Source organism: Paenibacillus sp. NPDC057934 (assembly GCF_042887565.1).
Lineage (GTDB): Bacteria > Bacillota > Bacilli > Paenibacillales > Paenibacillaceae > Paenibacillus_AQ.
The window spans coordinates 213,712-229,555 of sequence record NZ_JBHVPB010000007.1 but is presented as its reverse complement, the minus strand read 5'-3'; the positions used below and the strand labels follow the sequence as shown (position 1 = coordinate 229,555).

Genomic DNA, 15,844 nt, shown 5'->3' with positions numbered 1-15,844 from the left:
TAGGGTGGGATGCTTAATGATAGGAAAAATCTTGAAAGAACAAGTGAATTCTTATGCGGATCAAAAATATTGGGAACGGAAACTGGATTCTGAGTTGTCATTATCCTCATTTCCTTACGATATACCGAGAAGCAGTTATTCGGGTTGTAAGGCAAGCATCCAACGGCGGTTATCAGAGAATGTAGTCGGAAGTCTATTTGCGATGACAAAAGATTCTCGTTTGGGCGTCTATATGATACTGCTCTCCGGCGTCAAGTTTTTGCTATCCAAATATACTGGTAGGGATGACATCGTTGTCGGTGCTCCCCCCTTGGAAACTGGGAACGCAAATGTTGTTTCCGATTCCATCTTGTTGCTTCGCAGCCAGATTCAGCAGGACATAACTCTACGACAATGGCTGGGTGTTGTAAAAGAGACGGTTACAGAAGCATTCAATCATCAGCAAATTTCTTTGCAGACCTTAACAGAACAAGTCCAATTAATCTACCTTGAGAATAACAAGCCTTTAATCCCTGTTATAGTCATGTTTGAGTCGATTCAGTCGGGAATATCTATCGATAAGGTTTGCACTGATATAATTTTTCGGTTTGAACTGCTGGAGGGGCAGTTAGCTGTGTCACTACTTTATGAGCAAGATTTGTATGATGTTAAGACGATGGAGCATTTGATGGATTCGTTGTTTCTATACTATGAATCATTGATCAAAGACTCGACCCTCACTCTTGCGGACTTGGATCTATTGTCCGATAGGGAACGACATTTAATATTTAATGTTTTTAATTCGCCTGAGGTGACACTTCAGGAAGGGGAGCTTACCCTACCGGAATTATTCGAGAGGCGAGTCCATATTTTTGCGGAACGCACAGCCCTCATCTATGGAAACAAGCGGATGACTTACAGGGAACTAGATGATCAGTCAAATCAGTTAGCTAGCTATTTAATCTCTACGTTCCAACTCAAAAAAGAAGAAGCGGTTATGGTGTATATGAACAGATCTCCATACACCTACATAGCTTTTCTCGGTATCTTGAAAGCTGGAGGGACATTTGTTCCTGTTGATCCGGCAGTTCCAGGAGATCGGGTACAATCCATCCTAGCGGAAGCAGAAATTCGTTTAGCTTTGACTCTTTCCAATTGGGAACCAGTGTTGAGCAAGCTGCGAAAGAACGGTTCGCCCTTGGCATATACTGTTTGTTTGGATGAAGACAGGGTTGTGAAAGAGGAAGGTTTCCAACTTCCCGTACTGTCTAACCGGCAATTGGCTTACATTATTTTCACTTCCGGATCAACGGGCAAACCAAAAGGGGTGGAGATCGAACAGAGATCGGTAATTCAGTTTCTTCATGGGATTGATAAGGTGATCCATCCTGCAGCACCCAAGGTGGTTTTGAATGCGGCCAGTATCGCCTTCGATCTTTTTATATCAGAATCATTGTATGCCCTATATAGAGGAATGGAAATTGTTATTGTTGACGAGAAGAAACATTTGGATTCGCAGGAGCTAGCCAGATTGCTTGATGATCATCAAGTTGAATTATTGATGATGACGCCTTCAAGATTGCAGATTCTACTTCATCATTCTGCGGGCAGGAAGGCACTGTCCCGAATCAAAATGTTTCTTGTAGGTGGACAAGAATTGAAGCAGTCATTTCTGGATGAGCTTCGCAAATGGAGTGCCGGGACAATCGTCAATGTGTACGGTCCTACAGAAGCTACCTGTTTGGCAACTGCATCCGTATTAGAAGAAGCATCGAGTATTACAATCGGTCGTCCCTTGCAAAATTACAGCTGCTATATACTGGATGATCAAGACCGGCTTCAGGTGATCGGTGGTATAGGCGAACTGGTGATCGGTGGTGGTGGGCTTGCCAGACGGTATTTGAATCAACCGAAGTTAACTGATGAGAAGTTCATGATTAATAAACAATATACGAATCAGCGGTGGTACCGTACAGGAGATCTAGCTCGGTGGCTGCCGACAGGTGAGATTCAATACATTGGTAGGCTTGACAATCAGGTGAAGATTCGGGGATATCGGATTGAGATCGGGGATATTGAGAAGGCAATTCTTAGCTATCCTCAAATCAATCAGGCGATTGTACTTATGAATCATGATGATGAGGGTGCTCCATACTTATGCTCCTACTTGGTTTGCGATGAGGAACCGGAGGTTTCCGGTTTACTTGTTTTTTTGAAATCCAAGCTTCCGGATTATATGATTCCTACATACTTCGTTCCGTTAGCTGAACTTCCGCTGACAGTCAACGGAAAGGTTAATACCAAAGCGTTAAAAGCTATGAATCATCGACAGTTTTCCCAATCTCCTTACATAGCTCCAAGCAATGATATTCAAAGGATGTTGGCGGATGTATGGGAGCAGTTGTTGGGACATGAGCGGATTGGAATCGATGATCATTTTTTTCAGATTGGCGGAACTTCATTAACAGGGGTCAAAATGGTTGCCTTATTGAGCGATCGGTATACCATTTCGATTAATGATGTATTCAAATTTCCTACGATTAGGGAGTTGTCGGCACATGTGATAGAACAGAAGGGGTATTTTTTGGAAATGATAGAAACGATGAGGCACTCGGCGGTTACCCCTGAACTCCTGAAGATGAGACGTGGCGAGAATGAAGAATTGCTAACCTCTTACCGTGAACGAATCATTCAGCGGGGGAACCCGAATCTATCTATTCAAAGAAAATACAAGCATATTCTGTTGACAGGAGGAACGGGCTTCCTGGGCGCTCATCTATTGTATGAGTTGATCCATAGAATCGAATCGGATATTACTCTTCTGATACGTGGGGAGTCAGGCGAGGCGGCAAGGCAATACTTGCGCAACAGATTTGATTACTACTTTGGCGATTCCGCCAAAGGAATATTCGATGGGAGCAAAATATCTATAGTCGCGGGGGACTTAACCCAACCATATATAGGCGTAGGCGAAGAAAAGTATAATCAATTGGCAGAGCAGGTCGATTGTATTATTCACACCGCTTCTCTTACCAAGCACTACGGAACAGCAGAAGAGTTCAAAACCGTCAATGTAGATGGCACACTCGCTTTATTGGACTTTGCCAAACAGGGCAATAAAAAAGACATGCATTTCATGTCATCCATGAGTCTTGCAACAGGTAGCAATATTAAAATGTTGGATGAATTCGTAGAAGATATTGAACTGCTCGATAAGAATATCAACAATCATTTTTTGAGCAGCAAATTGGAAGCAGAGGAATTGATCCGCAAGGAACGGAAAAACGGATTAAGCTGTACAATCTATCGGCTGAATTCTCTCAATAACAATACGAAAACGGGGAAGTTCATGTTTAACAAAGAAAGCAATGCGTTTTGCTCCTTTGTTAAAGGATTGAATGAGTTGGGGATTTATCCTGATTTGCAAGAACCGGTGCTTGATTTAACTGGAGTCGATCAGGCGGCCCGTGCGATTGTGACTTTGTTTGACAGACCCGCATTGCATAATCAACAGCATCATATCTTCAATCCTAATCGTTTGAGTTGGGGGCAATTCGGCAACGAGATCCGAGCCAGCGACCCTGACATTCGCCTTATGCCTTTTCAAACCTTCATAAGCGTACTTGAGGACCAATTCAAGGACCCGGAGACCCGGCATACCATTATCAACGTGGTTCTCAATTTATTCCTATTGAGAAATACAGAATGGTTAAGCTATTTGCGGGTTTGTGAGCGGACTTTGAGTGATTTGAATCTTCTTGGGTTTGAGTGGGGACCTATAAATAAACGACAAATCGATTGCTATTTGGAGGCGCTTCCATAAATTCCGTTTCTCTCTCCATGGGAGGAATGTCATGTGAAATATTCTTCAACGAAGCGTTCTTACAATAGAATCCATCTATTGGAGGAGGTGAAATTTAACGTGAAGACCATTGGATTAATTGGAGGGTTAAGTTATGAATCTACCTTGTTGTACTACGAGCATATTAATAAATTAACAAACCGCCTCTTGGGGAAGACCCATTCGGCCAAGCTGATTTTGAATAGTCTAGATAATGAGGAGGTACTGGATTTATTCAACAGAAACGAATTCGATAAAGCTCGAAGCATTTTGATAGACGCCGCCCTTCTGCTTCAAAATGCGGGAGCGGATTGTATTCTGATGTGTTGCAATTCCGTTCACAAATTGGCGAAAGAAATCCAGCAATCCATACAAACCCCGTTGATTCATATTAGTGATGCAGTAGTAGAGAAGATGCAGGGGAACGGATTAAGACGTATTGGCTTAATCGGCACGAACTTTACGATGAGTGACTCGTTCTACAAGCATAGGCTTGAGGAACATTCCATTGAAGTCATGTTGCCGGAGCAAGAGGAGAGGAATTTCTTGCATCGGGTTATTTTCAGTGAACTCGTTGTTGGAACGATCAATCCGGATTCCAAGAAGGTAATAAAACAGATCATTAAGGACATGGTTGATAAGGGAGCACAAGGAATTATTCTGGGCTGTACGGAACTACCGATGATGATTGAACTTCAAGACGTGAGGGTTCCCGTATTCGATGCTGTTAAGCTACATGCGGAAAAAGCTGTGGAGTTTGCGCTGTCCCGTATTGAATGTCTGAACCCTGTTTTTTAAAAATTGATTTTTTAAATGACGAATAAGAAAAGAGGAGATTGAATAATGGAAAACGTGAAAGAAAAAGAAGCAAGCTTGAATCCGGGAATCCCTCCCCAGGCAGTTGTCATGGGGAGTATCAGTGGCTTTTTTGGTTCTTTTGTGATTAAGACCGCTGTGGATGTGGGCATCTTTAAGGCATTGAAAAATGGTATTGCTACCAATGAAGCATTAAGTGATGCTTTGGGTTTGGATTCCAAGTCATTATTTAGATTGATGCGGGCTCTAATCTCAATGGAGTTGGTCTCACTTCTGCCCTCCGGAGAGTATTCGTCGACTGTTCTTGGACAAACATTAGAACCGGGCCCTACCCCTCAATCTATCGAACCGATCGCGGAGTATTTGTTGAGTGATTTTATTGTTGAAGCCATGGCTAAGTTGAAGGGAAGCATCCAGACAGGGAAACCTTCTTTTGATAATTCAGCTTGGTTTATGGAAGGGGAAGTGAACATTGAGCAACAGCAAATCGTAAACCGGGCGATGGAAGTCTATTCCAAGGTGAGTTTGCCTGCAATTCTAAGAAATTATTCATTTGAACCTTTTGATGTCATTGTGGATGTTGCGGGTGGGTTAGGGCAAATCTTAGCGGGTATTCTACATACCAATCCTAAGGCGAAAGGCGTGCTATATGATCTTCCAACAACCGTTGAAAAAGCCAAGGGATATATGGAATCTGTTGGTCTGTCCGAACGTTGTGAATTGATTGCGGGAGATATGTTCAAGTCTATCCCCGCAGGCGGTGACTTGTATATTATCAGCAAGGCATTAAATGATTGGGATGACGAACATGTTTTGTCTACTCTCCGAAATGTCTGTACGGTCATGTCTGAAAATTCGAAACTGATGATTATAGAAATGCTGATTGATGATCAACAGCCAGCAGCCGATGAAGCGATCCGGGATTTGTTCTTCCTTGCTATTACACCGGGGGGGAGAATTCGGACGAAGCAGGAATTTACCCGACTGATTGAACAAAGCGGGATGAAGGTGTCACGGATCATCCCTGCATCCGATCAGTTCTGCATGATTGAATGTGAGCGTGTGGAATAAATAATTGTCTCTTTAGCATAAGTTTTTGCCACCCATTCTTGGGTTTAAGGGTAATGGGTGGCAAAACAGTTAAATGATCAATATCGAATAAGCGAATAAAGGGGAAATTGAAATGTTGGCTTATGTATTTCCGGGCCAAGGCGCTCAAAGGGTTGGGATGGGTGGGGATTTATTTGATGAATTCCCAAAAATCACACGGCAAGCGGATCGCATATTAGGTTATTCGATTAAGGAGCTATGTCATACGGATCAAGGGAAAAGGCTTCAGAAGACCCAATATACCCAACCGGCCCTGTTTACAGTCAATTCCTTGATGTATATGAAGGCTGTTGCAGATACTGGGGTTAGACCGGATATAGTTGCAGGGCATAGTCTGGGAGAATATAATGCCTTGTTTGCCGCAGGTGCCTTTGATTTCGCAACAGGTCTCCAATTGGTTCAAAAAAGGGGAGAATTAATGAGTCTGGCCCAGGGCGGCGGAATGGCGGCAGTTATCGGTTTGGACGCAGATGCGGTTAAGCATGTTTTAGAACGGAACCAGTTGTCAGAAATTGATGTTGCTAACTATAATTCGCCAAGGCAGTTGGTGCTGTCGGGCTTAAAAGAAGATATTGATCGTGCGCAGCCGATTTTTGAATCGGTTGTTGGAGCAAACTATATCCCCTTATTCGTCAGTGGTGCTTTTCACTCCAGATATATGCAGGAGGCTATGAAACGCTTTGAAGTGTTCTTAGAATCATTTGAATTCGCTGAGTTGGATATTCCCGTCCTGTCAAATGTGGATGCTAGACCCTATAAATACAAGGACATCAAATCAAATTTGACCCGACAAATCACCAGTTCGGTGAAATGGTGTGAAACTGTGCAGGTTATGATGGGATTACCGTCGTTAGAGATGAAGGAAATCGGTCCGGGGCACGTGTTGTCGGGGTTATTGAAGAATATTCGCGAGGAGGCACCCCCAATAAATTTGCCTACGGAAGAATGGAATAAAAGGAGAAATGAGGAGACGATACTTTCCCGGCAGGTTGTTCATTCCGATGATATTTCTTCTGTAAAGGAGGTGCAGACATCCTCCATGATAGCGCCTGGAGAAACCTTGGGAAACAGTGGGTTCAAACAAGACTATCGGTTGAAATACGCTTATATCGCAGGGGCTATGTACAAAGGCATTGCATCTAAAGAACTGGTGGTGAAAATGGGAAAGGCGGGGATGATGGGTTTTTTTGGAACCGGAGGGTTAGGGTTAGATCAGATTGAGACATCGATTCAATTCATTCAGAGGGAACTGAAACATGATGAAGCTTACGGACTCAATTTGGTTCATCAACCGGATCGGCCGGAAAGGGAAGAAAGGCTTGTTCAATTGTACACTCAATACGAAGTAAGAAATATTGAAGCAGCCGCGTTTATTACGATTACTCCCGCATTAATATTATTCCGTGCACATGGCTTATCCATGAACCCAGATGGTAGTGTGAATGCTGTTAACCGCATCATTGCCAAGATATCCCGGCCTGAGGTGGCTGAAATGTTCCTGAGCCCTGCTCCTGAAATTCTTGTGGACAAGCTACTCAAGCAGAATCGGATTACATGGCAGCAAGCCCAAATGCTACAGCAGATTCCGGTGGCGGACGATCTGTGTCTGGAGGCAGATTCCGCGGGCCATACGGATGGTGGGGTTGCCTATGTCCTGCTACCGGCTATTGTCAAACTCCGTGATGAGATGATGTTGAAATACAACTATAACAAAAGGGTTAGAGTCGGAGCGGCTGGCGGTATCGGTACACCGGAGGCGGCAGCCGCTGCATTCATCCTGGGAGCGGATTTCATTCTCACGGGTTCTATTAATCAATGCACAATAGAGGCAGGAACGAGTGATGCGGTGAAAAATTTGCTTCAAGAAATGAATATTCAAGATACAACTTATGCCCCGGCAGGTGATATGTTTCAGATTGGAGCCCGGGTTCAGGTTTTAAAAAAGGGTTTATTTTTTCCAGCTCGGGCTAACAAGTTATACGAATTGTATATGAGACATCAATCTATTGATGAGGTTGATTCGTTGGTCAAGAGGCAATTGGAGGAGAGATATTTTAAACGCAGCTTGGAAGAAATCTACCAAGAGGTTAAAGCTTATTACTCTGCAGAGGAAATAGAGAAGGCAGCGAACCAACCCAAGAAGAAGATGGCGATGATTTTCAAATGGTATTTCAATTATTCTACCAGAATCGCTATTGCTGGAACCCCCGGGTGCGAGCTTGACTATCAGATTCATTGCGGACCAGCTTTAGGAGCATTTAACCAATGGGTCAAGGGTACAAAATGGGAACTATGGACCAATCGTCATGTGGATGAAATCGGAATTCGCATTATGAATGAAGCGGCAGCTATTCTAAATCGGAAAACCCTGATGGAATGGGACTTTGATAATAGGAGCGGTCACCGTAGAACGGAGTCCAACTATTCATAGAACAATTGGGAAGAGTGAGCTGAATGAGAAGGAGAAAAGCGGATATTGCAGTAATAGGCATGTCCTGCCGGTTTCCCGGCGCGGATGGATATCAGCAATTCTGGGCAAACCTTGAAAATGGCGTCAATTCTATAAGGGAGATTACACCGGACCGCTGGAGCATCGACGAGTATTATTCGCCGGACCCGGAGAAACCGGGGAAAAGTATCAGCAAGTGGTGCGGATTATTGGATCATATCTATGATTTCGACAACCAATTTTTTCAAATATCTCCCCGTGAGGCAGCTAATATGGACCCTCAGCAACGCCTATTACTTGAAGAAACCTGGCGCTGTATTGAGGATTCCGGAGTTCCCATTAGGAAACTTCAACAAAAGACGACCTCTGTCTATGTTGGCGTAATGACTACCGATTATCGACAGCATTTGGCAAGCCCAGAACAAATGCCGGACAGTTATGCCTGCTTGGGGAATTACGAGAGCATTCTGGCCAACCGGATTTCCTATTGGTTTGATTTTCATGGGATTAGCAAGCCGGTGAATGCTGCCTGCGCATCTTCTTTGGTTGCCATTCATGAAGCGAAACAGGCTTTGATGAGAGGGGATTGCGACTATGCTCTCATAGCTTGTGTAAATACTAATCTCCACCCTTTAAAATATATATCTTTTTCCAAGTCGCGTATGTTGAGTCCGGATGGGCAATGCAAAACATTCGATATAGATGCCAACGGTTATGTTCCGGGAGACGGGGTAGGGGTTCTATTGCTGCAGCGTTTAGAGGAGGCTGTTCAGAATGGAATTGTCGTCCACGGGCTGATCAAAGGCACTGCAGTGAACCATTCCGGCAAGAGTATTTCCATTACAGCCCCAAGCATACAGGCGCAACAGGAGGTTATCCTTAGTGCATACCGGGATGCGGATATAAATCCTGAGACGGTGACATATGTTGAGGCACATGGTACAGGAACTTCCTTGGGGGACCCTATTGAGATAGAGGCATTAACCCGTGCTTTCCGTGAATATACATATCGGAACCAATTTTGCAGAATTGGCTCTGTGAAGACCAATATCGGCCATCTGGAAGGGGCGGCTGGTATTGCCGGCATTATTAAAGTATTGCTGATGATGAAACATAAGAAAATCCCGGCCACACTCAACCTGAATACGTTGAACCCGATCATATCCTTCGAGGACACTCCTTTTCTTGTTTCGGGGAATTGCGAGGATTGGAAGAGTGGGGAGTCAGATGGACTGTCTTTAAGAGCGGGCGTGAGTTCGTTTGGATTTGGAGGAGTGAATTCCCACGTTTTACTTGAAGAATACGTTCCAGATGAGAAGGAAGAGCCTGAACTTGAGGAGCAGCCCGAGCTCTTTTTGTTATCTGCGAAGAATCCTGCCAGTTTAGAAAGAATGATCGGAGAGTGGATGGATTTACTACAACATGATACGAGGCCCCCTTTCCGTCTCCGTGATATCTGCCTAACCATGCAGACCGGTAGAGCAGCCTTTCCATACCGGTATGGAAGGTTGGTTAAGAATAGAGAAGAATTAATGATGGCTGTACAATCGGCGGCCCAATTCCCTACTCATGTAAAAGTGGGGATAACAGCTTGGGGGCTTCATATCGGAGAGTTTTCTTGGAAGGGCTACTCCGACATTGAATCGCTTGTTAGCAGTTCCCCAATTTATAGAAGACATCTAGAAGATGGAATGAAAATGTTGAAAGCGATACGTGTAAGCAAATCTATCAGGGATGGTCTGTATGAGGAGAACTGGGAAGGGCCTCATGGTTCTATTTATTTATTTATTTCAGGATATGCCTATGTCATTACTCTCATGGAATTAGGATTAAAGCCAGACCAGGTATCGGCGCAAAAGTCAGGGATTTGGATTGCAATGGCAATCACCGGAATGATGAGCATGAAGGATATCCTGACTGTTATAAGTAAGAAAACAAAACCGGGAAACGACTTTCTCGCGAGGCCTGCCATTCCTTTCTACGATTGCCTACGTGATATGACTTACCCGAGCTTTTTAATTCAGGAAGAGTATGTAGTAGAGCTCTTGAACAGCATGAATGGACAGACATTGACTGTGATTTCTGAATATGTTTATAAAGCCAGATTACTCTATGAAAGTCAATATACATTCAAAAAAACTTTGGACGATTGGATCGAACTGGTCCAAAGCACATGCGGGTTGCGAATGCGGCATTGGCTTTATGACAATGATCTTTTGAACGAAGCTTCAAATCTCTATGAGATTGAAAAGAAAATTCTATTGATTTCCATTGTTTACTCTATTCGAAAATTGAATCAAAAATGGGATATTCAGGAACAACGTATTATTGGGGATCTCCGGTTTTACGAACTTATAGATTTGTTGATGGATGGTGTTATAACGAAAGAGGTAATTACGGAATTGGTATCAAATACTATACCGGATTTCAGTCTGGCAGCTAAAAAACTGCAACAAAATGCAGGCAAACTGAATCCGGCCCGATCCTACTCTTTGTTAAGACAATACAACAGTCGATTGCAGGAAATACCTGAGATGAACGAATGGATCGAAGCTGCGGAAGACACTGTCCGTGCTGTATCTAAGATAAGGAAGAACAGTTTTGTGCTTGGAAAAACGGAATGGAATGCGGAGGGTCAAATGGGTCATATCGCCCTTTCCTCAGACGGGGACCTCAAAACTTGCTTTCAGGAGAATTTGCTCCGCCTGTGGCTTAATGGGAACGATATTTCATGGGAGTTGCTCAATCGGAATGAAAAATATCAATCTCTCCATTTGCCAACGTACAGCTTTCAACGTGAAACGTTTCAGTTAGCAAGTCCTAGGAGGATTGTCTCCAAGCAAGTTGTGGATTCTGTGAAGCCGATGCCGGATGATGATCAACTGAAACAGCTCTTGACCAAGCTTGGAGCTGGGGAGATCGAAGTTGAGGAAATCAAGAGTTTAATGGGGGATACATGATGGATGGGATGAAATGGAGTATAGATCGTGTACTGCATAAGATCAAAGGTCGGGAGATTACTTCAGAAGAGGGATTTGAGCTGATCAAGGCCATCCAGCGGGGAGATACGCCTGCGGTTACGAATACAAACCAGAACACTACCGGTCAATCCTTGGATTATTACACACCAGTATGGGAAAAACGGGATACGCCAACGAGTGTTTGGCCTGATAGGATTCTGTTGTTTGATACCACATCGGATTTGATGGACAAGTTGAAAACTATCGGCGTCCAGACGGTGTTGGTACAACCCGGAAACACGTACAAACGTCATAGCGTAGATCAGTATACTATTGATTCAGGAAGGCAGGATGACTACAAGCGCTTGATAGCATCCCTGTTGGAGGATCAATCGCTACCTGATTGCATATTGCATTATTGGTCCCGAAGTAGCTTTACTGGCGACCTTGCACATCTTGAGAACCAGCTTGGTCATGGGATATTTTCTCTCTTTTATTTTTACCGGGCTTTGACGGATTATAAAGTAAAACAACAGATCAAGCTGCTGTATCTTTATGATTCCCATACTCACGGCCAACCTCAGTACGGAGGCGTTAGTGCATTTGCCAAAACGGTGAGGAAAGAAAACCCGGGGTGGATATGTAAAACAGTGGAGCTGGAGGGAGTAGCCCAAGAAGTCGCTGCCTCTTTGCTTAGTGAGTTTGGAACAGAGGATGAGGAAATAGAGTTGCGCTACCGGGGAGAACAGCGCTTTGTAAGAAGAATGATTCCGGCCAGTATGGAGAAGGGGCCCCTGCCATTAAGAAAAGGGGGGACTTATTTAATAACGGGTGGGTTAGGTGGGGTGGGTTTCACAGTAGCTTCCTATCTCGCCAAGAAAACCCAAGGTAAAATTGTTTTAACAGGCCGCTCAGAGCTCACTTCTGATAAAAGGATTAAATTACTTGAGTTAGAAAAAATGGGGTGTGAAACTCTATATATTCAAGCGGATGTTTCTATTCGTGAGGATGTTGAGCGTCTGGTTGCGAAGACTAGACAGCAATGTAACGAAATCTATGGGATTATTCATGCGGCAGGCGTCATTAGAGATGCGTTTCTATTTAATAAAACAACGGAACAAATGAAAGAGGTAATTGCCCCCAAGGTGTTCGGAACTCTGTGGTTGGATGAAGCGACCTGCTTTGATCGGCTTGATTTCTTCATTATGTTTTCTTCCAGCACGTCGGTTCTAGGTAATGCCGGGCAATGTGACTATGCGTATGCCAATGGTTTTATGGACCATTATGCCTTATGGAGGGACGGGTTAAGGGAACAGGGAGAGCGGGAGGGGAAGTCCATCTCTATCAACTGGCCGTTATGGTCGGATGGCGGGATGAAGGTCGATCATGCAACGCTCACCTTTATGCAGAATACGATGGGGATTCTACCTATTTCCAATGAAGAGGGATTGTTAGCGTTTGAAGAGGCGCTTTCGCAACAAGAGAAGCAGTGGGTGGTCCTCAAAGAAAGCGATAATAAGAAGGTCCGCCTGTTTGATTCCTCTGATGAACTCGTTGCAGGGAGTAATTCCTCCGCGATTGTTTCTATAAATAATGAGAATTTGCATACACATGTGAGCCGGGAGGTCAGACAGATTGCCTCGGAAGTGTTGGCTGTCCCAATGGATAGGATTGATATGGATGTTGAAAAGAGTGAATATGGGTTCGATTCGATTTCTTCTACCGATTTTATCAATCGAATTAACAAAAAATTTACGATAGATTTGACCCCCCCCGTATTTTATGAATATCAAGATTTGGGGGCTTTCGCAAAGCACCTCACCGAAAATGTAGATATGTACCATTTTTCTGATCCTAGACAATCGGTTGTTTCTCACAAGGCGGCTCCCGGAGAATTACCTGAAATGGCCGCTTTCCCACGAGAAATAGAGTCCATAAATGATGCAGGGCATCCCCATAAGGAAACGTCCTTGCCGCCCGAATACGAGCCTGTTGCGATTATCGGCATGGCGGGAATTTTGCCAGGTGCCGATCATCTTGAAGAGCTGTGGGACAACTTGCTGGCAGACAAAGATGCAATCAGCGAAATACCGGCCGACCGTTGGAGTTGGAAGGAATATTACGGGGATCCGGCAAAGGAATCTAATAAAACGAATATAAAGTGGGGAGGTTTCATAAAGGAAATAGATAAGTTTGATGCGTTATTTTTCGGCATTTCTCCCCGCGAGGCTGAGCTTATGGATCCCCGACAGAGAATTTTTCTGGAAACAGTTTGGAAGTCTATTGAGGATGCGGGGTATAAGCCCTCTTCCTTGTCGGGGACGAATACAGGTTTGTTTGTGGGTGTCGGTACTTCCGATTATTACGATCTTCTTCATGAGAATCATGTGGAGATTGAAGCATATACGTCTACCGGTTGCTTCAATTCCATTCTTACCAACCGGATTTCCTATTTGCTTAACTTGCACGGGCCAAGCGAACCGATTGATACAGCGTGCTCCAGTTCGTTAGTAGCCATCCACCGCGCTGTCGAAAGTGTCAGAAGCGGGGAGTGCAATCTTGCAATTGCCGGAGGGGTTAATATCCTTGCCAGCCCTAATATGTATATTTCTTTAAGTAAAGCTAGAATGCTTGCGGAAGATGGAAGATGCAAGACGTTCGACAAGAAAGCCAATGGATATGTAAGGGGAGAAGGAAGCGCAGCTGTCCTGCTCAAACCTCTTTCCCAGGCTGAACGGGACGGTGACCATATCTATGCTATCATCAGAGGTTCATCCGTCAATCATGGTGGCCATGCTAACTCGCTGACCGCACCGAACCCGAATGCCCAAGCTAATCTTATTGCGACTGCTTGGTCGAAGGCTGGTGTCGATCCTTCCAGGGTTGGTTATATTGAGGCGCACGGTTCTGGCACTCCTCTGGGAGACCCGATTGAAATCAATGGACTAAAGAAGGCGTTCGGAAAATTATATGCGAACCATGGAAAATTCGTCAAAGAAGCTAGTTGCGGGATTGGTACCATAAAAACGCAAATCGGACATTTGGAATCAGCAGCTGGCATTGCCGGTTTACTCAAGGTTTTGCTGTGTTTGAAGCATGGAAAGCTCATTAAGAATCTTCATTTTGAAGAGATGAACTCCTATATTGAGTTAAAGGGAAGTCCTTTCTATATTATTGATGAAACGAAAGAATGGAATAGACCTGAACCGGATGCTCCCAGATTGGCTGGTGTCAGTTCGTTCGGGTTTGGCGGAGTGAACGCCCATATTGTCGTTGAGGAGTATATGAATTCCAATAGGTGGATTAAGTCTGGGGAAGGTCCAGCAATGATTGTACTGTCAGCTAGGGATCAGACAAGGTTATCTCTCATGGCCCGCAATCTGCTTGGTTTTCTTGAGAAAGAGGACGTCGCATTAATTCATATGGCCTATACACTACACACCGGCAGAGAAGCGATGGATGAACGGATTGCGTTCGTGGCTCGGCATGTTGATGAAGCTAAGGAAAAATTGAATTTATTCCTTCAAGGTGAGACCAACATCGAGGACTTCTACTATGGCAGTACTAAAAAGAGAGGCTCCTTGGCAGAGGTATTAATGGAAGCCGAAGAAGGTAAGGCGTTTATTAATAGTTTGTTGAACAAGAGGAAATTAAGCCAATTGGCTCAACTGTGGTCATCAGGGGTGGAAATTGACTGGGAACGAATGTATAACGGGCAGCAGTCCAATCGCCTTTCTCTTCCTTCATATCCCTTCACCAGGGAGTCATACTGGGTCGATCAAGCTGGGCGAAAGGCTGAGGCCAATCAGTTTCAATGGATTCATCCGCTGCTTCATCAGAATATTTCAGATTTTACGGAAATGCGGTTCCTTTCAAGATTTACAGGTTGTGAAAGGTTCTTTTCCGATTTTCGTAGCAATGGAATTAAGACTTGGTTTGGTGCCGCTTATTTAGAAATGGCCATCATTGCTATAAGTGAAATGGCCGGCATATCGGATGATAAACAGATTCATATTCAACTCAACAGCATGCACAGGGGCGCTGCTTTGATAGTGGGGGATCAGCCGGTAGAAGTGTTTTTCGGTATTAGCCGTGAAAAAAACGGATACATACAATATGAAATCTATGGAGAGGAAGACCTTCACGGGGAATGCGACGTTTATTGCTATGGACATGTCGCTCTTGTCCAGGACAAAACCGTGGGTCGGGTAGACCTACTCTCTTTAAAGGAAGATTGTGAGGAAACAGATATTCCATCTGACGTCTTCTATAAAGAGCTATCGGAGTTGGGAATGGTTTTCGAAGACCATTACAGAGGGGTCGAGCGAATCTATGCTGGACATGATAAGGCTCTTGCCAAACTGAAACTTCCCGAATCTTGGGAGGCTGATCGGCAGGAATATGTCCTTCACCCTTGCTTGGCAGATGCTGCTCTGAGTGTGTCTTATTTGTGGAGTATGGAGAAGAAGGGCAAGGTTAATGAGGAGTTCGGCCCCCTTTCGATGGAAGAGCTTGAGGTGCTTCGTCCTTGCACAAGTTCCATGTGGGCCCATGTCCGAAAAATAGAAGGCGTTGCTTCCCAAACGGGTGAATTGAATCGAGTGGATATAGATATATGTGATAACGATGGTAATATTTGCATTAGTATGAGAGGGGTTACAATCTAAACATTTAGAAGGGGATAGAGTG

Annotated in this window: 6 protein-coding genes; all 6 read left to right on the top strand. The window is 44.3% G+C overall.

The window, feature by feature from the left end; all coding sequences use genetic code 11:
- Positions 1–16 precede the first annotated feature (16 nt).
- The gene (locus ACFVRY_RS17785; RefSeq protein WP_387501597.1) at positions 17–3,802 is read left to right on the top strand and encodes a non-ribosomal peptide synthetase family protein; all 3,786 of its coding nucleotides are present in this window, start codon (positions 17–19) and stop codon (positions 3,800–3,802) included.
- Between the two features lie 33 nt (positions 3,803–3,835).
- A complete protein-coding gene (locus ACFVRY_RS17780; protein WP_387501596.1) occupies positions 3,836–4,618 on the top strand; it encodes an aspartate/glutamate racemase family protein in 783 nt (260 codons plus the stop codon).
- 45 nt (positions 4,619–4,663) lie between these two features.
- Entirely contained in the window at positions 4,664–5,707 is a 1,044-nt protein-coding gene (locus ACFVRY_RS17775) for a methyltransferase (protein WP_387501594.1), read from the top strand.
- Positions 5,708–5,819: 112 nt separating this feature from the next.
- Positions 5,820–8,177 carry an ACP S-malonyltransferase gene (gene fabD / locus ACFVRY_RS17770; protein ID WP_387501593.1) on the top strand — a complete coding sequence of 786 codons (2,358 nt, stop codon included), beginning with the start codon at positions 5,820–5,822 and terminating at the stop codon, positions 8,175–8,177.
- Positions 8,178–8,200: 23 nt separating this feature from the next.
- Positions 8,201–11,155: a type I polyketide synthase gene (locus ACFVRY_RS17765; RefSeq protein WP_387501592.1), complete on the top strand. Its 2,955-nt coding sequence runs from the start codon at positions 8,201–8,203 to the stop codon at positions 11,153–11,155.
- Positions 11,152–15,822, top strand: coding sequence for an SDR family NAD(P)-dependent oxidoreductase (locus ACFVRY_RS17760; RefSeq protein WP_387501591.1), 4,671 nt, complete (start codon positions 11,152–11,154; stop codon positions 15,820–15,822). Before ACFVRY_RS17765 ends, ACFVRY_RS17760 begins: the two co-directional genes overlap by 4 nt.
- Positions 15,823–15,844 lie beyond the last annotated feature (22 nt).